The 21,498-nt window shown below is 47.5% G+C and carries 19 protein-coding genes; 12 read left to right on the top strand and 7 right to left on the bottom strand.

Going from position 1 to position 21,498, the window contains the following annotated elements:
• Window positions 1–11 precede the first annotated feature (11 nt).
• Window positions 12–551: a DNA starvation/stationary phase protection protein gene (locus Q1A69_RS15095; RefSeq protein WP_299587048.1), complete on the top strand. Its 540-nt coding sequence runs from the start codon at window positions 12–14 to the stop codon at window positions 549–551.
• 202 nt (window positions 552–753) lie between these two features.
• On the opposite strand, the gene Q1A69_RS15090 is transcribed toward Q1A69_RS15095, so the two are convergent.
• Complete coding sequence (locus Q1A69_RS15090; protein ID WP_299587045.1) at window positions 754–1,674, bottom strand: LysR family transcriptional regulator; 921 nt, start codon at window positions 1,672–1,674, stop codon at window positions 754–756.
• Between the two features lie 279 nt (window positions 1,675–1,953).
• On the opposite strand from Q1A69_RS15090, the gene Q1A69_RS15085 reads away from it, so the two are divergent.
• The 7 genes from Q1A69_RS15085 (at window position 1,954) to Q1A69_RS15055 (ending at window position 9,573) form a co-directional block, all read left to right on the top strand.
• Window positions 1,954–2,928 (top strand): LLM class oxidoreductase, encoded by a 975-nt coding sequence (locus tag Q1A69_RS15085; RefSeq protein WP_299587043.1) that lies wholly within the window; start codon window positions 1,954–1,956, stop codon window positions 2,926–2,928.
• Window positions 2,929–2,937: 9 nt separating this feature from the next.
• Window positions 2,938–3,756, top strand: coding sequence for an SDR family NAD(P)-dependent oxidoreductase (locus tag Q1A69_RS15080; RefSeq protein ID WP_299587040.1), 819 nt, complete (start codon window positions 2,938–2,940; stop codon window positions 3,754–3,756).
• Window positions 3,757–3,811: 55 nt separating this feature from the next.
• Window positions 3,812–4,657: an enoyl-CoA hydratase/isomerase family protein gene (locus Q1A69_RS15075; protein ID WP_299587038.1), complete on the top strand. Its 846-nt coding sequence runs from the start codon at window positions 3,812–3,814 to the stop codon at window positions 4,655–4,657.
• A gap of 148 nt (window positions 4,658–4,805) precedes the next feature.
• Window positions 4,806–5,795: a zinc-dependent alcohol dehydrogenase family protein gene (locus tag Q1A69_RS15070; RefSeq protein WP_299587035.1), complete on the top strand. Its 990-nt coding sequence runs from the start codon at window positions 4,806–4,808 to the stop codon at window positions 5,793–5,795.
• Between the two features lie 301 nt (window positions 5,796–6,096).
• Window positions 6,097–7,311 (top strand): CoA transferase, encoded by a 1,215-nt coding sequence (locus Q1A69_RS15065; protein ID WP_299587032.1) that lies wholly within the window; start codon window positions 6,097–6,099, stop codon window positions 7,309–7,311.
• A 28-nt stretch (window positions 7,312–7,339) separates the two neighbouring features.
• On the top strand, window positions 7,340–8,362 hold the full coding sequence (locus Q1A69_RS15060; protein ID WP_299587029.1) for a methyltransferase: 1,023 nt from the start codon (window positions 7,340–7,342) through the stop codon (window positions 8,360–8,362).
• Window positions 8,363–8,403: 41 nt separating this feature from the next.
• Window positions 8,404–9,573 (top strand): AMP-binding protein, encoded by a 1,170-nt coding sequence (locus tag Q1A69_RS15055; RefSeq protein WP_299587025.1) that lies wholly within the window; start codon window positions 8,404–8,406, stop codon window positions 9,571–9,573.
• A 124-nt stretch (window positions 9,574–9,697) separates the two neighbouring features.
• Here Q1A69_RS15055 and Q1A69_RS15050 read toward each other — a convergent pair whose 3' ends face one another.
• Window positions 9,698–11,086: an FAD-binding oxidoreductase gene (locus Q1A69_RS15050; protein ID WP_299587023.1), complete on the bottom strand. Its 1,389-nt coding sequence runs from the start codon at window positions 11,084–11,086 to the stop codon at window positions 9,698–9,700.
• A complete protein-coding gene (locus Q1A69_RS15045; protein ID WP_366525592.1) occupies window positions 11,083–11,286 on the bottom strand; it encodes a hypothetical protein in 204 nt (67 codons plus the stop codon). Before Q1A69_RS15045 ends, Q1A69_RS15050 begins: the two co-directional genes overlap by 4 nt.
• A gap of 452 nt (window positions 11,287–11,738) precedes the next feature.
• On the opposite strand from Q1A69_RS15045, the gene Q1A69_RS15040 reads away from it, so the two are divergent.
• Window positions 11,739–12,257: a hypothetical protein gene (locus Q1A69_RS15040; protein ID WP_299587020.1), complete on the top strand. Its 519-nt coding sequence runs from the start codon at window positions 11,739–11,741 to the stop codon at window positions 12,255–12,257.
• Between the two features lie 185 nt (window positions 12,258–12,442).
• Here Q1A69_RS15040 and Q1A69_RS20420 read toward each other — a convergent pair whose 3' ends face one another.
• From Q1A69_RS20420 to Q1A69_RS15025, 4 genes are all read right to left on the bottom strand, one after another.
• Entirely contained in the window at window positions 12,443–12,634 is a 192-nt protein-coding gene (locus Q1A69_RS20420) for a transposase (protein WP_366525593.1), read from the bottom strand.
• A 155-nt stretch (window positions 12,635–12,789) separates the two neighbouring features.
• The gene (locus Q1A69_RS15035) at window positions 12,790–13,317 is read right to left on the bottom strand and encodes a hypothetical protein (RefSeq protein WP_299587018.1); all 528 of its coding nucleotides are present in this window, start codon (window positions 13,315–13,317) and stop codon (window positions 12,790–12,792) included.
• Window positions 13,318–13,645: 328 nt separating this feature from the next.
• Entirely contained in the window at window positions 13,646–14,203 is a 558-nt protein-coding gene (locus Q1A69_RS15030; protein ID WP_299587016.1) for a hypothetical protein, read from the bottom strand.
• 55 nt (window positions 14,204–14,258) lie between these two features.
• Entirely contained in the window at window positions 14,259–15,167 is a 909-nt protein-coding gene (locus tag Q1A69_RS15025; RefSeq protein WP_299587014.1) for a hypothetical protein, read from the bottom strand.
• Between the two features lie 215 nt (window positions 15,168–15,382).
• Here Q1A69_RS15025 and Q1A69_RS15020 point away from each other — a divergent pair, with 215 nt between their 5' ends.
• The 3 genes from Q1A69_RS15020 (at window position 15,383) to Q1A69_RS15010 (ending at window position 20,743) form a co-directional block, all read left to right on the top strand.
• On the top strand, window positions 15,383–15,826 hold the full coding sequence (locus Q1A69_RS15020; RefSeq protein WP_299587011.1) for a hypothetical protein: 444 nt from the start codon (window positions 15,383–15,385) through the stop codon (window positions 15,824–15,826).
• Window positions 15,827–16,067: 241 nt separating this feature from the next.
• Entirely contained in the window at window positions 16,068–17,606 is a 1,539-nt protein-coding gene (locus Q1A69_RS15015; RefSeq protein ID WP_299587008.1) for an efflux RND transporter periplasmic adaptor subunit, read from the top strand.
• Window positions 17,600–20,743 carry a CusA/CzcA family heavy metal efflux RND transporter gene (locus Q1A69_RS15010; protein WP_299587005.1) on the top strand — a complete coding sequence of 1,048 codons (3,144 nt, stop codon included), beginning with the start codon at window positions 17,600–17,602 and terminating at the stop codon, window positions 20,741–20,743. Before Q1A69_RS15015 ends, Q1A69_RS15010 begins: the two co-directional genes overlap by 7 nt.
• Window positions 20,744–21,498: the final 755 nt, after the last annotated feature.

The following is a 21,498-nucleotide window of genomic DNA, read 5'->3' as shown; positions in this document are numbered from 1 at the left end:
TGAGGCTTCGTATGAGAAAAGCAACCAGTGAAAAAGTGAGCGCAAAGGATCAAGCCAGGCTTACGGCTCCAACGGATCTGGGCGAGAACGCGAGGAGCAGCATTACTACTGCTGTCAATACACTATTGGCAGACACCTTTAGCTTATACTTGAAAACGAAGAATTTTCACTGGCATGTGAGCGGTCCACACTTCCGGGACTACCATCTACTGTTTGACGATCAGGCCAGTCAAATTTTCAAGATGACCGATGTTTTAGCAGAGCGTGTGCGTAAACTGGGGGGAACCACACTTCGCTCCATTGGTCAGATCGCCAAACTGCAACGATCTTCAGATAATGATGCGGATTATGTAGACCCACAAGATATGCTTACGGAACTTGGTGAAGACAATCAGCAAATGATTGCCAACATGCGCAAAGTCCATGAGCTCTGTGATAAGCACCGTGATATTGCAACTGCAAGTATACTGGAGGAGTATATTGATCAGGCCGAAAGGCGATCATGGTTCTTATTTGAGGCTAGCCGGAGTCCAGGATTAACGCACCACTGAGCCTCACCCCAAAAGACGCAATTCTTTTGTGTCCCCAGTTAAAGAAGGGGTTTGTTGTATTTCTAGCCGACAACAACTCCTTTCTTACATCTCTATTAAAACTGTCCTTTCATCTACAGCGTTAAATTTACAGTTCCAGCCACAATTTTCTATACAATTTATCTCCCCAGTTACGGAACAGCTGGATAACGCGGGGAATAATTTATGAGATTTTCAAGTTTGCCAAGGTGGCCGAATCACCAATCTTTTCAACAAGGAAATCAATAAACACCCTGACTTTTGACGTGAGTACATTAGATTTAGGGTAGACAAGCCAAATCGCTGCCTGGTCATCAATTCTGTAATCCGGAAGCACCCGAACCAGTGTGCCCTCTTCTAACTCAGAATGAATATTCCATAACGAACTCATACAAACCCCAACCCCGGCCTTGGCCGCTATACGCATGCTGGCGCCATCATCACAAATTACTCGAGACTTGCCTTTCGGTGGAGGAAATGATCCAGCTTGTTTATCACTTTCAGATATCAGCTTTCTGGGCTTTGAATTCATAAACACCAAAAGCTGATGCCGAATGAGATCTTCAGGCGTATTTGGGGCACCGTATTTCTTTAAGTAGCTGGGGGAAGCGCACAGGATTCTCTTGTCTTCTGCAAGTTTACGTCCAATAAGACTACTGTCTTCTACGGCATAGTTGCGTAGGGCTAAGTCAAAGCCTCCCTCGATTAGGTTAACTTGTGTATCAGATAGCTTAAGCTCCACATTCACACCGGGATATCGCTCAAGAAATTCAGGCAGTATTGGTGCTACAAAGCGCTGTACAAATGTGCTTGAAGCCGCAAATCTTAGCGTTCCGCTCACATTTGAACTGCCTTTACCCAGGGCTGCCAAGGCAGCATCTTCTTGGGCAAGGATCTCTCTAGCATAGGGAAGGAATTCGGCTCCTTCTGTCGATAAAGTGACCTTCCGAGTGGATCTATGGAATAGATCCGCCCCTAATTGAACCTCAAGCTTTGACAGGCGCGCACTGGCTACTGATGAAGCCAAACCAAGCTGGCGCCCTGCGGAACTGATATTGAGCAGCTCAGCAGCCAGCACAAAAAGCCTTATTCCGTTCGTATCCACTAATTATATCCAAAATCAGTATTCTGAATCCATTTATACATCATTTATTCGCAATAACCAATGAATTAGGCTTTGCCCAACTGTTGAGTAGTTGCCCTCAAAGGGCTTGTAGCCAAGCAATAACAGGAATTTCGTTCGCGATTAGAGGAGATCGATAGATGTAATTTTCTTTCTTCTGAACATTTATGGGATATGACCGAATGATCCCAATTGTGCAAAGGACATGGCAATGCCAACAACCATAACCCGTTGTGTCAACTATGTTGAAGGGGATGTTTAGTGACTTCTGGCCAAAGAGATAGAGATGGTTGGTTTCCCGAAATCAATACTGGCTTCAATAGCGTATTTAAGCCTGGACGACTTTCTTTAGGCATAGTCGTCCCTATTGAAAACTACTCGGCAACCTCTGTGCCAACTATGGCAGATCATATTGAGAGAGTTCAACTCGCTGAGGAGCTAGGTTTTAGCGCCGTTTGGCTAAGAGACGTGCCGTTCAATGTGCCTTCATTTGGTGATGCCGGGCAAGTGTTTGACCCTTTCGTCTATCTTGGATTACTTGCAGGTGCTACTTCAAAGATTAGCCTCGGCGTAGCGAGTCTTATTTTGCCATTACGCCACCCAGCACACGTTGCAAAAGCAGCTGCCTCGGTTGATCACCTCTCCGGAGGGCGATTTATCCTTGGCATTGCCAGCGGCGATCGCCCTGAAGAGTACCCAGCGATGAATGTTCCTTATAAGGAGAGGGGGGCGATTTTTCGTGAGAGTTACGAATACATTCGAAAAATAACAGCCCCCTACCCTCATTTTGACAATCGTCTTGGGGCAGTATCTGGCGAAGTGGACCTTTTGCCAAAGCCTTATGGCCAACAAGTGCCATTACTAATAACAGGGTCCTCCCAGCAGGCCCCAGATTGGCTAGTGAGCAATGGCGACGGATGGATTACATACCCCAGGCCCCATGCAGAGCAGAAGCATTTTATCAAACAACTAAGAAAAAACATCTGCAGAGAAGAGGTCCCGGCCAAGCCAGTTATGGAGCCACTGTATATTGATGTTATTGGCGACCCTGATTGTCCGCCACAACCAATACATTTGGGGTTTCGCATCGGCATCAATCAATTAGCTGTGTATTTGAAGTCAAGAGCGGCAATTGGCATTAATCATATTGCGCTTAATCTACGCTTTAATAAACGCGACGTACAAGAAACACTTCAACAGATTGCTACAAATATTCTTCCAGAGTTGAAAGGATAGGAATAATTAATGAAGAAGACAATTTTACTAACAGGCGCAACTGATGGTATTGGACTGGAAACGGCAAAGCTATTAGCGTCAAAAGGCCATACTTTACTGTTGCATGGCAGAAGCAAGTCTAAACTGGCACAGGTAACGAAAAGCATCTCACAAGATTACCCTGAAACCACAATAGATATTTTTCTGGCAGATCTCACTAACCTATCTGAAGTTGAGGCACTGGCAGTAAAAGTTAAAAATCATTATTCAAATATTGACGTACTAATAAACAATGCTGGTGTACTTAAAATACCTAACCCGGTTACAGACTCAGGGTACGATATTCGTTTTATCGTAAATACTATTGCACCATATATATTAACCAAGCACCTTTTACCTCTGTTCAATAGTAATGGCCGTATCATCAATCTATCCTCTGCCGCCCAAGCGCCTGTGAATCTGGAAGCGCTTAAAGGTGAGCAACTTCTTTCCGATAGTGATGCTTATGCCCAGAGTAAACTGGCTATTACGATGTGGACATTCCAATTATCCAAATCCCTTGACAATAAAGCCCCAGCATTTATTGCCATTAACCCGGCATCATTCCTGGGCAGCAAAATGGTCAAAGAGGCTTATGGCTCGCTTGGGAGAGATATCGGTATTGGGGCTAATGTATTGGTTCGAGCAGCTCTTAGTGATGAATTCTCCAGTGCTACCGGCAAGTACTTTGATAACGACCTGGGTAATTGGTCTCAGCCACACCCCGATGCTCTTGATGAGGCAAAGAGTAAATTGCTTATTTTAGAAATTGAACGCGTTGCTAATGAGTTAGGGGCTCAAATCCCCTAATCCATAACCTGTAACTTAAACAACTAATACCTTCCCCCCCTAAAAGGACATAATGATGAAGTATGAAGGCTTTACTACATTCTCAACCGCTCAAAAGGAAGGCATTTTAACGGTCACATTTGATTTTGGGCCAGTTAATGTCCAGGGGCAAGAAATGCTGGCGGACCTTAACAATTTAGCCATGCGTCTGGAACGGGATCGCAATACCAAAGTGGTAGTTTTTCAATCGGCAAACCCTGAAATTTGGGTCTGCCATTATGATACCGAGCTCTTAAAGGATATGTCTGATGAGGCAATATCCCGTGAAGAAGTCAAGTTACTCGATTTACAAGCAGTTTGTGAGCGAATTAGTAAAGTTCCACAGGCAACCATTGCCAAACTAGAAGGCTTTGCTCGAGGCGGCGGCCACGAGTTGGCATTGGCAATGGATATGCGCTTTGCCGCACGTGGCAAATTTAAGTTTATGCAAATGGAAGTTGGTATGGGAATTCTGCCCTGCGGCGGTGGTGCATCTCGGATGGCTCGCCAGACCGGCTTAGGGAGAGCGCTGGAGATCATTCTAAGTGCCCGAGACTTCGATGCGGATGAAGCAGAGGAATTTGGAACAATTAATAAAGCACTTGACCCTGGTGAAATCAACGAATATGTAGGCATTCTAGCAAAAAGAATTGCACGATTCCCTGCTGAATCTATCAATGCGTGTAAGCAGGCTGTATATGAATCAATCGACAAACCAATTGATGAGGCATTGAAAGCAGAAGCCTACTGGCTATACCAAGCAACCAGTAAAACACCCGCACTAAAACGATTCTCAATCGCGGATCAGCAAGGATTAGAGCATGACATTGAAAATCAGCGCAATTGGAATGAACTCGTAATGAAGGTGCAAAATATTAATTAAACTTACAAAGGGTGTTATTGTGTATATAAATCAATAACACCCTTTCAACTAAAAAATATGGTGATGGATTTTCGAGTCTTAGTCAAACAATCACATTAAGAGTGCTTCTTAATTTACCTGACCACCAATTAATTTCGAGAAACTGTAAATGAAAGCAATGATCATTAACGCCTTCGGCAGCCCAGATGTATTTAAAAAAGTAACCGTAAAAAAGCCGACCATCAAAAGTGGACATGTACTGATAAAAATCTCTGCAACCAGTGTCAACACTGTAGATACAATGCTAAGAGAAATGGGGGAGGAACTGCCTTTTTCTCCGCCCTTACCCGCAATTTTGGGTATGGATTTCTCTGGCACAATTGAAGAAATTGGTGATGGTGTAACCGATTATAAAATTGGCGATGAAGTTTATGGTTGTGCCGGTGGATTAGCAAATCTACCTGGGACCCTGGCTGAATATATGGTTTCAGATGCAAAATTAATAGCATTGAAACCATCCAATTTAAGTATGCGCGAGGCTGCTGCATTACCATTAGTTGGTATTACTGCCTATGAAGGCTGGCAACGCGCGGGGATACAAGCAGGTCAGAGAGTACTAGTCCATGGTGGATCAGGTGGAGTTGGTCATATTGCTTTACAGCTAGCCAAGCACTTTGGTTCCGATGTGTTTTCAACAGGTTCTGGTGAGCCACAGATGAAGATGATAGAGCAACTTGGTGCGACACCTATCAACTATAAAAAGGAATCAGTAGAGGACTATGTACAAAAATACACTAAGGGAGATGGTTTCAATATTGTGTTTGACTCCGTTGGTGGTACAAATATGTTAAATTCATTTCAAGCATCTGCGCTCAATGGCCAAGTTATCTCAACGGTTGCCATGGTTGAACTTGATCTAACAACAGCACACCTCAAAGGACTATCTTTACATGTCGTATTTATGCTTATCCCAATGTTGCATAATTTTTATCGTGAAAAGCATGGTGTCATTTTAAAAGCGTTGAAGTCTATTGTTGAAGAGGATGGCCTCAGACCAGTACTTGACGAAACATCCTATGGACTAGCTGATATTGGTAAAGCCCATGAACGGTTAGCCAGTGGGCAAGCCATGGGTAAAGTCGTAGTCACTATTGACTGATATCTTCAGCTAACGAACCTCTAAAAACCAAGCCTGACGTAAGACTATTCACGCGGTTTATGTCCAATATATGCATTATCCAAGGTTTTTCGCAACCAGATACGACATGCCTATAGCTTCCTTCAGGCTTCAAGGAAAAATCATTGGCATCGGCTTCAGAAATCAATTTTTTATCCAAAGCGGGATGACATCATCCCCTTCAAAGCCATAGGCGACTTCGAATTGAAGTGGTATAACAATCCATCAGCGCTCATATCGGACTATTGTTAGCTATATCTAATATTACAGTGGTCTTATCATAATGCTACCTCTCCAAGATAAGCGCATTCTTTCCTTCGAAACCTGGGGCGCAGGCTCTTTTCATGGCACATTATTGGCCATGTTAGGCGCCGAAGTTATTAATATTGAGGACCCTAAACAAAATGGAAACCCATTAAGAAGAATGGGCTCATTGTATCTCGATGAGAATAAGGAAGATAACGAAAGTGGAGAGTCAACGCTCCACAATAAGAAAAGCCTGGCATTGGATATTCGAACGCCAGACGGGAGAAACGTCTTCCTAAAGCTTGTCTCTAAATCGGACGCAGTCATTGATAACTTTCGCGGTTCTTTACCAGAGGAGCTTGGAGTTACATATGAAGAGTTAAAAGTTGTCAATCCTAAAATCGTTTGTACCCACCTTTCTGGATACGGCCGAGATAACAATAGAAAAAGCTGGCCCGGCTATGATTTTCTCATGCAGGCAGAGACCGGCTGGATGTCGGTCACAGGAGAGCCAGGTTCTATACCCACCAAAGTTGGGGTATCTGTCGTCGATTTACTGGGGAGCGTGTATTCGGCACTGTGTACCGTTTCTGGGTTGCTGCGCACCGAAATCACAGGTAAAGGTGGCGATTTCGATACAAACTTGTTTGATATTGCCCTCAACTGCCTTTGTTATCAGGGCCTATGGTTCCTCAATGAGGGGGTAACTTCTGGTAAGCAGCCACGCTCTGCTCACGCATCACAGGCACCTTCTCAACTGGTGAAAACCGCCGATGGATGGTTCTATGTTGCCTGCTTAACACAAAAATTTTGGGAAATCCTATGTATGGAGCTCAATGAAAATGCTCTCAAAGAGGATCCACGCTTTCAATCAAATGCGGATAGAATACAGCACAGGGAAGCGTTAACCGAGACCCTGGATCGCCTCTTCCAGAAAAAAACCACTGCAGAATGGGCTAACCAGATGGAGGGGAAAGTTCCCTGTGCTCCTGTTTATAACATCGCTCAAGCTTTAAACAACTCCTATGTCCGTAATAACGGCAAGATTGTTTCAATTCCTTATACTCGCAGCAAGTGCCGGGAATCGATCAAATACCTAAGCGCACCCTTTTCTATTGGGGATACTCCAGCAATGGAATTCCAGGAGGCTCCTCTCTACGGCGAAAACACAAGGGAAATTTTAAGCAAAGTGGGGCTTACTGGAGAAGAGATAGAAGAACTGTATAAAACTGGTGTAATCCACTACCGCTAAAATTGTCAACTCAAGGAAGGAGTGCCTAATGCATATACAAGCACCGACCGCATCGGACTCCCCACTCTGGGATCGCCTAATGGGCAACTATACTTTTGCCTGCCTTAAAGTCGCAGCACAACTTGATATTGCCGGGCTGATTAATGAAGGTTATAACACAAGTGCAGCACTAGCAGAGAAATTACAACTCAGCAATAAAGGTATGCAGCTATACCTTTTGGCACTCCATCACTTGGGCTACGTCAACATTGAAGACCAACACTTTACGAACTCTGAACTTACTGAAAATTACCTGAATAAAAGTAGCCCCTATTATTGGGGAGAAGTTCTGCTGGACCCTTTCGCAATCTATGACATCAATCACTTGGATAAAAAGATTTTAACCAGTCTTAAACGTGAATATGAACTTGAATGCAAAGGTCATTCCGTAACAGATATGTGGCAGCAAGGCGAGATGGATAGTGACTCGGCTGCAGCCTTTACCCATCTAATGCACTCACAAGGTTTCGCTTCCGCTGTAACCGCGGCCTCAAAGGGTATGTTTAGCCCAGTGAAGACTTTGCTGGATGCCGGTGCCGGTTCTGGGACGATTGCACTCGCTTTCTGCGATACCTATCCTGAACGCAGTGCCCTACTCTTTGACCTTGCCCCAGTTTGTGAGGCTGCCAAAGAGTATGTACAGAAATTCAAAAAAACCGAACAAATTACCATTGTGAAAGGGGATTTATTTAGTGCAGAGTGGCCCAAAGGCTTTGATGGGATCTGTTTTAGTAATGTGCTGCATGATTGGCTTGAGCCTGTCGGTCAGTCATTAGTTGAAAAAGCTTTCTGTTTATTACCCAGCGGGGGCTACATTTTCATTCACGATATGCTCTATGACGAGAAGCGCCTTACACCCAGCTTATTCTCCTTTCATCTATATATGAACCACGGTGCTCAATTATTTTCTGAGCCCGAACTTTATAAACTATTGGTTAATGCTGGTTTTGAGGCACCACAAACGTACCCATCACTGGGTTACTTCTCTGTAATCTCGGCCAAAAAACGTTAAAAAAGCACACAAATGGAGCAAAAGCATAAAGGCTGCTAAGTATGAGTATAGGGAATATCGAGTGGGATGAATTAATAACCCATGCCAGGGAAATATCCAAACACGGCGGTCTCAAAGTTCGGGATGGTGCCCGCTGTATAGAAGATCTACCAATCAGTGGCCCGGAGGAAATACTGCGAATCACTGGGGCTTTTGCTCGCGAGAATGGTGCCATCTTAATGTCTAGCGGCGGGACTACAGGTAACCCCAAACTGGCGTACACCCCCTTTCATCAGGCTTTAGGGAGGCTGTTATCCGAGTGGCGTCCACTCGGACCGGGCAATGTGGTTCTTAATCTATTTAATCCGGGGCGACTATGGGGTGCCCATTATTTCATTCAAGCCCTTGTGGAACAAAGCCGGGCTGTAAGCGCACCTACAGGGCCTTTTACACCAGCGGAAGTCGCTACTTGGCTGCCCATGTTCCGGAAAGTCGGCGTTAATACACTAGCCGGTGCTCCTACTGGATTGGCTGACTTCGCTAAGGGAATCTTGGATCGAGGTGATGAGCTGGCAATCAATACCATTATCTGGTTGGCCGAACCCTGGACCGAGAAAAAATATAGAACTGTGCGCAAAGCCTTCCCCAGTGCCGGCTTCTGGTGTGACTATGGTTCAGTGGAAACTCATAGTATTGCGGTCAATGGTCCCGAGTGTGACCGCGACACCTATCACCTTTTGGCGGATCAACTAATAGAGCCTCAGGAGCGCGGGGCTTTACTTACACGTATTGGCAATGGTTGGACAGTACCCCTCTTACGTTATCGATTGGGCGATAGGATTAAACCGGCCAGCTGCCGCTGTGGGCGCTCAGAGGCGCTAGTTATTGAAGGGCGTGCGGATGATTCAGTAAGCCTACTGAGTGCACTGATCAGTACTGGTAAAGTCATCGAACTCGCAGAGCAGGTTCCTGGTGTTGAGGAGGTCCAGCTGATTCTCACACGAAGCAAAAAAGAGACAGCTATCAGGGAGGCCAGTGTCTTTACCATTACTTTCACTGGCGCTGCCGAACCGAAGCAGGTAAGTAAACAAATATTAAACGGCATTCACAATTTAGCTTCAATGGTCCATCAATACCCCAACTCATTTCTGGTAAAACGGGTACAAAAACTACAGAGGGTTACACGAACCAATAAAGTTCCCGCTGTAATTTGGAGAGAAATGGAAACATAGCTCCGGCTAAAACAGCATCAACACTCGTTTCGCAGGGATGAGCGAGAACATCCATGCACTTTGCCCTTAAGTCTTTAATTATCCGACTATTCTGCCTATCGAGGCTCCAGTGAACAGCGTAAGTTTACGAACGCTGCAAACCCGGAAACAAAAACCCTTGATCACTATCAAACCTATAGTCGGGATGGTCCCAGGCGATCATCTTGCCCGGATTGAGTAGCCCCTTGGGGTCCGTCTGCCTTTTGAATGCAAGTAGCACCGGGTCGATTTGCTTCATAACCCCTTCTTCCAGGGTGTAGCGGTGCGGATTGAAAATCGTACACCCGAGCGCCTCATGCCGCTTGATAATTTCATCAAGCCGGGCTTTATCCGTGAAGCAAACAATGGGCAGACCAATGGGGACTAGGCGTCCGTTGTAGCGGATAAACTCCAGATGGTCCTGCAACTCTTCAGCAAATATGCCCTGCAACTTGCTGACTGTCTCAAGCGGGTTCACATCAGGATAACGCACCTGAAGATAAGTAATTGACGGATCAACACTTAAGCCTCGCAAGGTTGTGTGGTTCCAGGCGAATTCATAAGCCGGAGGCAAATGCGCGATATCTTCGGCGGTTGCCCTATCGGAGCGGTACAACATCCCAGCACCTGATGATCGGCTCAGGAGTCCATCCAATGCCCCCATGGCAACAACAACGGACTGCTCCTTGCGGATAAATTTTTTGTGTCGCAAAAAATAGTCATAGGGCAACGGCGCCTCAATCGCAGTGATATTTTTTGTCAAAAGGCCATCCATGTTGGCCAGCTCTTCGGAAAAACGGATCGCGTTTATAAAATCATCAAAACCGACGAGCACATCGACCCAGTCATAAGCTTCCGTCAGTGGTACTTCGATCTCGGTGATGATGCCTGTCGTACCGTAAGCGTGTAGAACCTTTTGTACATCACTGCCTGTCAGCTCCAGAACTTTCGGCTCCGGCTCCATGGTTACCATTCGTAAACGGATGACGTTGCCCAGATCCCTGAGCCCACCCCAATTCACTGAACCAACTCCCGCAGCTCCACTCGCGAGAAATCCTCCAATCGTCGCGATACGGTATGTGGAGGGATGTATGCGCAGCGCATGACCGGTCCGGGATATCGTCTGCGCATCGATATCCGCCATAACGGCTCCAGGCTCGGCAACAACAACGCCTGAATTAATGTCCATAACAGCATCCATTTCTGACAAGTCCAGGACAACGCCACCGGAAAGTGGCATGGCCTGACCATAATTGCCGGTCCCTGCCCCTCGAGCTGTCACCGGAATGTCCGCGGCATAGCACGCCTTTAGAACGCGGATGGCCTCGTCAACATTCTTCGGGCTGACCAGCAGATCACCTGTCACACCATCAAGTTGCTCTTTAAGGACTGGGGAGAACCAGAAGAAATCCCGACTCTTTTTTCTCACTATCCGTGGATCGTCCTCGACCTTGATACCGTGGAGATTCGCTTTCAAAGCGGAGATATCAGTCATGGGCGTTGCTCTCCCATGTGCATTTGCATGTGATGATCCAGTTCGCGGTAATCCGGCAAGTCCTGATCGATGCTGCGCCCCGCGCGCAGCACATGCCGCGGACCGCTTGGGCGTGATAGGAGCTCATTCCAATTGCGCGCACGAAAGAGAACCAGGTCCGCCGACTCACCAGCCCCGATCCGACCGGCAGAAATCCCCATGATATCCGCCGGCGTGGTCGTTATTGACCGAACCCAGTCTCCAACCGGATGGTCCAGGTGCAGAATACGAGTCGCCTACGGGACTTCGATCAGATCGAGGTCCCCGTAGGCGCAAAAGGGGTCCCGTGTATTATCTGAAGCAACAACAACATCTATTTCACGGGAACGCATTTCATGCAACAGCGTGACGCCCCGGCGGCGTGGAGTCCGGCCCAATACCCTGTTCTGAAGATAAAGATTGCTCACCGGCAGAGTCACGGCCGCGATCCCAGTCTTCTTCCTGGTAATATATTCTCAATTTAAGATGAAAGTAATCTCAAATATTTTTCATCGTAGATCTTAGACTACCCTCTTAAGGTCAAAAAGCTCTTTAAGTGGCCAATATTATACTCTGGATAATTTGTGTTGCTTTTAGTGCGAGTGTCATTGATTTTTTTACAAGGAAGTACGTCATGAATATTCATACTTCAAAGTTAATATTTTTAATAGTCGTTATCAGTATGGCCATGAGCGCTGCTATACCCGCGCTATCCGCTACAGATCAGGAATCAAGCGCAATCACACTGCAATTCAATGAAAACATAATAATAGATAACGTCGATCCTGTAACTATCTCGGACCCTACCCCAGGGGATTTTGCGCTGGGCACGGATTCATTTTGCGTTGCAGGAACAGGGTTTAGTACCTTTGGTATCACATTTGCAAATGCTGGTACGGACCCAAGCTTTTTCCTAATCAGTAGTAATGGTACCTCTCCTATCATGTACGATGTTCTTTTTTCCAATAGCACGGGTGGAATAGCTACACCAGTGACAGCTGGAGTGCCCAGGCAGGGGCTAATGCTTCAAGCAAGTGACTGCGCAAATAATAATGCAAGATTTGATATCGCAATTCCCTTCTCTGATTGGGGAGGCAGGGAAAGCGATGGTCCATTTACAGGTACTTTAGTGATCACAGTGGAATCTGAATGACAGCCATAACCTTGAATTATTACAGAACATCTATATAAACTACTTAATTCTGTGCCTACGGGCACAGAATTATTAACTCAGCGAACTAATAGTTCCTTTATGCTGCATATTTAATTGACTCATGCTGGAAATAGGAAGCTACGCGTGCGGGCTTCTTTTGTAGCATTCTCATATGAGAAAGTATTTTATTTTTCAACTTTTTTGGATCGTACTGGAATTCCACTATGTACACCCCCTTTAAGGTCGCAGTTCAAATATTCATCTGGATTCAGTTCGGGTGAATACGATGGCAAATAAATAATTTCTATCGCACTCTCGTGTTCTAACAGCCAAGCTTTAACCACTCGAGCATGATGCACTCTAAGGCTGTCTAGAATAAGCTAAACTTTGCGGCCTACTGCTTTGATTAATCGCTTAAGAAAACCAATCAATCTATCGGCATTTATACTCCCTTCGTAAATTTGAAAGCCCACTGCTCCTTGATTTGTAACAGCTGAAATCATATTAAGTGAAGCTCGCTTTGCATTCAGTTTTACTGAAAGATATCTGAGACTATATATTTAGCTTCCCCACCAAGCCCCGATAACAAAGCTCCGGTATAATTTGAAAGTAGTACAGCGCCTATTAAACTCAAAACTCCCAGAGTAATGAACCAACCGCCACGTAGCCAACGGAACACATAAAGCACCATAGCGACAATGGCATAAACAGTAAGTATGTCGCCCTCCCAGATATAGATTGCATGGAGCAAACCTATAAGCAACAACCAGAAATTACGACTGTAATGAATCTTGGCAGCAGATTTTTGTTGGTATAATCGTTTCTCAGCCAGTAAGACAATGCCCGCCCCGAAAAGCATGGCAAACAACCCCATGAATTTTTGGTCCGCAATTAGATGCAAAACAATAAAAACAAGATCATTGAATGGCCCATCGCTAAAATAAGCCTTTGGATTTAAGTAGGCGGCCATGGGCATTGAAAAGCTCACCACATTCATAAAAGGAATTCCCAACAGGGCAATACCTCTTAATAGATCCAACTGTGAAATCCGAGTTTGCATACAAATCCATTTCAGGAAAAAAGTCTGAGATTAGTGTTTTTTTATTGGGATACAAGCTTGGGACGATAAGTATCACCAATTTCTTATTGACATCTGTACCAAATAATCAAAATCACCAAAGGATATTTTTATTCCATATTGACGGACTAGAATCTTATATCTTTTGAGACCTCCATTGGACCAGCATCCTACAAGCCAATAGAGCATTAGATTTGTGGGACTTAAGGCGTTGGTGAGTTATTCGTGGATGGACAAACTCTTCAGCACGAACGAAGCTGAATGAAATATAAGGAACATTCAACGCATGTTTGCTTGATGGGCCCGCTTATCAATGTAGAGGGTATTTGATTTCCTTAGCCATCACCCACATCTTATAGTCTGCCGGCATTTCGGAGAGATAATTTAGGGTCCGATAGATCAGGCTCTTTTCCATTTGATCTATACCAAGAGATTTACTCCAACCTTCGGCTGCCAATCGATATCGCATTACAATCAGAAGGAATTTCTGCTCATTGGAGAGCCCACTACCATGGCCATTAATAAGAAGGTGCATTGAAACGAGATCATAATCCAGATCAAATTTGGACTCATTTACCTGGATATTTATTTGAGCGGAACGCCCTGCTACCGATGATCCACGAACAACTATCTGCATCTCATCCAGAAAAAATGAAACGTGCGCATTATCATTATCGGAGTTGTTAACGTAGCGTCCACTTAGCGCCAGCTCTCTAATCTGCCTTTTGCTAATCTCCCCTCTTAGCCAAAGGTTGGTCATTTTTCTAAGGGGGCCGTAGGATTCAGTTGCGGGAGTGGCATCCTCTGCTAGTGAAGGCAATGAAATGAGGAGCACGAAAAGACAAATACAGATCCTTCTTACAACCATTGCTACTACCACTCAAAATTATGATTGGGCCACGCAAGCGATACCAAGAAATTACTCAAGGATGGGTATACGAACATTGCTTTGGGGCGCAGCGACACTCATTCATGGCATTATCGGTCGGGGGTTTAAATTCCACATTAATTTTAGCTCTATCGGCTCGCCTTCTCTCTTTGTGTCTCTGCAATGACTCTTTCGTTGATGCATGAAATCCTCCAGAGAGAAAATACCCCATGAATATGTCAACCTTCTCATCCAGGCTAAAACTACTCTTCCCCAGACCTATCCGGGAGTTAACTTTCGACAAACTGTAAGTCAATAAAATATCTTGACCATCACGATCGAACAGGTTAAACAGGCCTATCGCCCAATCGGTTTCCAATACATGTGAGAGCGCGTAAAACTTATCCACAAATTCTAAATAGATTAAGGAAAAGTCTTCACCTCCTTGAAGAAATCTACTTACGTAAGTGGACTCCTCCTCCCGTAAAAAATCCAACGCTGCCTGGATCGTTATTTCCTGAATATCATTGGCCAGGATATAGCCAGTGAGTCTATTGACTTCAACCACCGTCATGCCAAGTTCATAAAGTTTAGCTTGGTGTTCAGGCAGTCCTCGCCAAGAGGATAACGGCATTAGCAACCGGTATGCGGTCATCCACTCAGGATGTTCTTTTAAATTCACCTCATACCAAGTCGGACTCTTTTTTTCAAGGCCGTGCTTTTGGAGGAAAGACAAGTCTTCACCGTCATAACTCGCTTGGCGAACTGCTTTCATTCGCAGCCAAGCTGTCAAATTCCGTTCCCTACTCAGTATCCAGTCGCTATCAATTTTCTTATTGAGATCATTCGCCGTAGCATGCAATATCTGTAAGGCATCTTGAGTAGAGCTAGCGACAGCCGAAGCTGTAAAGATGATGCTCATTAAAGAAATCAACAATAAGACGGCATTTGGAAGGAATGGCATTGGGGAACCTTATGTCGCTTTCGATAGCTATATGTGACTTGGCCCATTATTAAGAGGGGCACTGCTTAATTATCGCTTGGAAGCCTGCTTCGAAGAGAAAATGGATGTCGGAATTCCCACCATAGGGCTCATGGGAAATTGCTGAGTCTCGTTTAGATGTTTCATTGCCTGGAGAAACCTGAGAACACCAGTCAGTCACGTGGTGAAGACAATCTTTGTCGGACAGCCAATCTCTGGTGTATGATTTATCAGTAATGAAGCACTACTCCTCCACATTTCGCGCCAAACTAATTGTTATGGCGGCCCTGCTCCTGGTGATGTTCCAGGTGCAAACCGTACTTGCCTGCGAAATGATGGAGAGCCCGGAGCCGGCAGCGGAGTGTTGTTGTGACCACATGGTTACCAACTCGCAGCCGGATGATGTCGACTGCTGTGAATACGATGCCCGGGTCTCTCTCAAGACCTCCCTGGATGATCACGAAGTCGCCTTAAACGCTGCCTTCCTTGGCCTGGAACTTCCTCAGCTGGCACCACCACCCACTTACCAGTGGCCGCAAATTTTGGCCCCACCAGCGCCCAACGCGGTTACACCCTTCCCCCTAGCCTCCAGCTACCCAGGTAATAGAACCTGGTTGGCCACTCTGCGCCTGCGTATTTGATCACTCCCTCTCTCTGACTTACGAAATTTCCCGCAGCACCATGCGTCTTTAGACTTTTGTCATTGCTGCTGTTGGGCTTCAGAAAGATTGTTCCAGGAGTGAACCCTTTGATTTCCCTACAAGCCGTTGCTGCCCGTAGCAGCAAAGAAATGGGCAGTACCTTTGCTAGTCAACTTGGCGCCCAACTTTGCACGAAGCTCGGTACCCAAATCCTCATCCCCTCTGTCTTTGGCGGTGTGCAATGAGCCGCGCCAAAACACTGAGCTTCGTTTCTTTCGTTATTTTGCTGGTGGCGGCGGGCGCGGCCTTCTATTGGAAGAAAACGACCGGATTGGCTGTGACCGCCCATATGGAGTTTATTCCTGCCGGCCCCTTCCAGATTGCCGTAACTGTAGATCCACAGCAGCCCCGCGCTGGTAAGAACCAGATTCATATCGAAGTTAGGGACAGAGAAAACCAACCAGTCAGCGGAGCCGAAGTTCGTGCAGTAGCAGAAATGCCCGCAATGGGTGCCATGCCGGCGATGCGTGCCCAGGCCGATATCAACGAGACCAGCCCCGGCATTTTCCAGGGTGAGATCGAGCTCGCGATGGTGGGTTCTTGGCCCATGGTGATAGATGTAGCGACCGGCCACGATCGCCATGTGGACCTGGCCTTTGATATGAGCACCAATCGCAAAGGTCTGCGCTTGAAATCAGCACCTGAGGCCTCCGATACCGCTTACTACACCTGTGCTATGCACCCGTCGGTACGGGCAGCGGAGGCCGGCACCTGCCCCATCTGTGGTATGGATTTACAACCGGTTCGTCACGATGAATTGAAAAGCGGCAGCATCGTCGTTGAAAGCAGTAGACGTCAGGCTATCGGTATTAAAACCGGCACGGTTGAAAGGCGGCCCTTCACCCTACCCATTCACTTGCACGGCCAGGTAACGTACGACGAGACCCGCCTGCGGGATATCAGTTTGCGCTTCGATGGCTGGATTGGTGATTTGGATGCGGACTTTGAAGGCAAAGAGGTCAAACGCGGCGATGTGCTGTTTTCTGTATATAGCCCTGAACTACTCGCGGTGCAGGACGAATATCTTAAGGCCCGCCGCCGAGGCAACTCCCTTGAAAAAGCCGCGCGCAGACGTCTGCTCTTGTGGGGGCTCTCCGAAGAACAAATAGACTGGCTGGTCGAGCAGCAAAAGGCGCAGGACTATGTCCCGATTTTCGCCCCCGCCAGCGGTGTGATTATCGAAAAGAACATTGTCGCCGGCTCAGCATTTGAAAAGGGCGACAACCTGCTGCGTGTCGCCGACCTGAGCCATGTCTGGATTGAGGCCCACGCCTACGAAGACCAGCTGCCGTTGCTGGAAAAGGGTATGCCTGCCAAGGTGCGCTTAACCAACGTCTACCACGAGGAAATCCCGGCCACTCTTACCCAAATTGACCCCTTCCTCAATCACAGCAATCGCAGTGCACGCCTGCGCGTTGCCCTGCCCAATACCGATGGCCAACTGCGTCCCGGCCTGTTTGCCGACATTATGTTGAGCGCTGAACTGGGCAACCTATTAGTTGTGCCGCGGGATTCGGTGCTGATTTCCGGCAAGAAGCGCATTGTATTCCGCGATCTGGGTCAGGGCCGCCTGGAGCCGGTTCAGGTGCGCACCGGTTATGGTGATAGCGACCGTATCGTGATTCGGTCAGGGCTGCAGGCCGGTGATAAAATCATCACCTCCGGTGTTTTCCTGATTGCCGCGGAAAGCCGCCTGAAGTCGGGGGTGCAGCAGTGGTAAATCGCGAACCCAAGGGGCTTATCGCCCGTATTATTGGCGCCTGTGCCGGCAAACCGGGAATCACCTTGCTACTTGTGGCCATTGCCGCGCTGGCTGGATATCGCGCCCTCACCAACGTTCCCTTGGATGCAATTCCGGATTTATCCGATGCCCAGGTGATTATCATGACGGACTGGCCCGGCCGCAGTCCGGACCTGGTAGAAGACCAGATCACCTATCCCCTCTCCACTGCCATGTTGGGGCTGCCCAAAGTCAAATATGTGCGGGGGCAGAGCTTCTTTGGGCTCAGTTTTGTCTACGCCATTTTTGAGGATGGCACCGATATTTATTGGGCGCGCTCGCGGGTGCTCGAATACCTCAACCAGGTAGCCGGCCAACTCCCGGAAGATGTCCAGCCCACGCTGGGTCCAGATGCCACTGGAGTCGGCTGGGTATTCCAGTACGCTTTAGTGGACCGCAGCGGCAAGCACGATCTTCAGGAGCTGCGCGCCCTACAGGATTTTAAACTGCGCTACTGGCTGACTTCCGTAGAAGGCGTAGCGGAGGTTGCTTCCATCGGCGGCTACGAGAAGGAATACCAGGTTCAAATCGATCCCCACCGCCTGCAGATGTTTAAAGTCCCCCTGGGTAAAGTGGTCGAAGCCATTCGTCGCAGTAACAACGACACCGGGGGGCGTGTACTGGAAATCGCCGGCCATGAACATATGGTGCGCGGGCGAGGTTATATCCGCAGTGTTGATGATCTCGAAGATGTCGTTATCGGGGTAAATACGGCAAAAATTCCTGTAACTCTGGATCAGGTTGCCGATATCACCTTGGGACCGGCCATGCAGCGCGGTATCGCTGAACTGGATGGCGAGGGTCAAACCGTCGGTGGCATCGTGATAATGCGCTACGGTGAAAACGCCTTGAAGGTCATCGAAAGCGTTAAGGAGCGCATCGAACAATTCCGGGCTGGCTTACCCGAGGGGGTTGAGCTGGTAGTCACTTATGATCGCTCCCAGCTGATTAACAGCGCGATCGACAACCTGAAAAATACCCTGATTGAAGAAATACTGGTGGTCGCCGCCGTGATCGCTATTTTCCTGCTCCACGTTCGCTCCGCATTGGTAGCGGTAATTACTTTACCCATTGCCGTGTTATTAGCTTTTATCCCGCTCTCTCTACAGGGACTGACCGCCAATATCATGTCGCTAGGTGGGATAGCCGTGGCCATTGGGGCCATGGTGGATGCCGCTGTAGTAATGGTGGATAACATCCATAAAAAGTTGGCCACGGTAGGCGACAAAGCTTTATCTTCTGGCGAGCGAAGGAAGCTGATAATCCAGGCTATGCAGGAAGTCGGCCCGAGTATTTTCTTCTCCCTGATTATTATTACCGTATCGTTTATGCCGGTCTTCGCCTTGGAGGCGACTGAGGGTCGGCTGTTTAAACCCCTTGCCTATACCAAAACCTACAGTATGGCCTTCGCTGCACTGTTAGCTATCACATTGATTCCGGCCCTCGCCGTTCTGTTAATGCGCGGCAAAATACGCACCAGGGATAATCCAATTTCCCGTGTTTTGATCTCTACCCTCCAGCCGGTAATCCATTTCTGTGTGCGTCAACGCAAACTGGTGGTGGCGCTCGCGGTGTTGGCCCTGATCTCCGTGGCCTATCCCATCAGCAAGCTGGGCGGCGAATTTATGCCGCCGCTAAACGAGGGCAGTATCCTTTATATGCCCACCGCCCTACCCGGCATGTCTGTGACGGAAGCTGGTAAAGTGCTTCAACAAATGGACGCAGAACTGAAAACCTTCCCGGAAGTTGAGCGGGTATTTGGTAAAATTGGTCGCTCCAACAGCGCTACCGATCCCGCACCGCTCTCCATGGTGGAAACCGTCATCACCCTAAAACCCAAAAGCGAATGGCGGCCGGGTATGACCTGGGACGACCTTCTGGCGGAAATGGATGAAAAACTGCGCTACCCCGGCATGCCAAATATCTGGTGGATGCCAATTCAAACCCGCACCGAGATGCTCGCTACCGGTATTCGCAGCCAACTGGGTATCAAGGTATTTGGTGACAACCTTGAACAAATCGAGCAAACGGCGCTTGCTATCGAAGAAGCCTTGCGTAGCGACCATCGCACCGCGGAAGAAACCCGCAGCGTTTTTGCCGAGCGCCTTACCGGCGGCTACTTTTTAGACTTTGATATCGATCGTGCGCGGGCCTCCCGCCATGGCTTGAATGTTCAGGATATCGAAGACGTAATTTCCGCAGCGGCCGGTGGCCTGGCCGCAACCCAAACCATCGAAGGTCGCGAGCGTTACGATGTACTCGTGCGCTACGCCCGTGATTTCCGGGATACGCCTGAACAGCTGGAGCAAATCTTGGTGCCGGCTTCCGATGGCTCACAGGTACCCCTCAACCAACTGGCCGACCTGGACTTCCGCACCGGTCCTCCCATGATTCGCAATGAAGATGGACAATTGGTGGGCTTGGTTTTTGTCGATCTTAAAGGCGGTGTGGGTGTTGCGGACTATGTGAATCGGGCCAAGCAGGTTGTCGCAGACCAGGTAAACCTGATTCCAGGCCAACGGATTGCCTGGGCCGGGCAATACCAATACCTGGAGCGCGCCAAGTCCCGCCTCCAATGGCTGGTGCCGCTGACCCTACTTGCCGTCTGTTTCCTACTTTACCTCCACCGCGGCAGGCTATCCGATACCCTGTTTGTACTTGCCGCCATGCCAATGGCATTAATCGGCGCCTTCTGGCTGCTGTACCTGCTCGACTACAAGCTCAGTGTCGCCGTCTGGGTCGGCATGATCGCCATGGCCGGCCTCGCCGCAGAGATGGGGCTACTAATGCTGCACTACCTATCTGCCACTGGTGATAACAGGCTCCAGCAGAGCCCTACCGCCACCAAGGCAGTCGCCCAGGCAGCCGCCGGCCGTATCCGCCCCATGCTGATGACCAGCCTCACTTTGTTAATCTCGCTAATTCCAGTGATGGTTTCCGATGGCACCGGCGCCGATGTGATGAAACGAATTGCCGCACCCATGGTGGGGGGTACGATAACAACACTGTTCTTTGTGCTCTTAGTGATGCCCGGAGTGTTTTATCAGTGGAAGGTAGGTAACGATCCGCAAAACTAAGACACAGAAAAGCGGGGGCACTGGGTGTGTTTTATCCGGTGCCCTATCAATCTTCTTTACAAAACCCTCGATTCCCTCCTTAAGCTCCAGATCAACCGCGCCTTAACTGGAGGAGACCCCAAAGACCGTTACATGGGCTTCTCTTTCAGGATTTACCGTATGTTGGCAAGCTCAACGCCGTGGACCTGACGGCTTATGTTGCGATGAGACGAAACATAGCAGCGTAAGCACTTAAAAGATTGAGAGCGGAAAACGGAAAGGCCGCAAATTCTGCGTTCGCCGTATCCGAGGCTTAGTGACTTAATCTTTATTTTACGCAATTGAACGACCTTGTCGTAAAGTAATGTATAACCTACATTATAAAAAATAACCATCCAGTAAAATATCATTTCCAATGTGCTAAACCACACTTAAACTTATTAAATTACGCAGTGGAATTTGATATTTGGCGAGCCCCACTAAAACTTACACTGTAAAGTCCGATTCCTGTAAACGCTTCTAAAAAAACTCAAATATACATTTATCTTCTTGAGATTCTTACGCTTGGCTCTTATATAGCGCCCTAACCACTTGAACCTCTTGATTCAAACAATGTTAGAAAACTACTAGCGGAATAGTCAGGACCGGGTATAAAGATTCTATAAAACCATCAGAACTGTTGTGTTTCTCTGCACAAAAAATACAATTGAGAGCATACAATACAATCCCTATTTGTTCAGGGTATTAGTTAATACACTAATGATGAAATCTCCTTC

Source organism: uncultured Microbulbifer sp. (assembly GCF_947498635.1).
Classification (GTDB): Bacteria; Pseudomonadota; Gammaproteobacteria; order Pseudomonadales; family Cellvibrionaceae; genus Microbulbifer; species Microbulbifer echini.
This window is presented reverse-complemented; position numbering and strand designations above follow the sequence as displayed.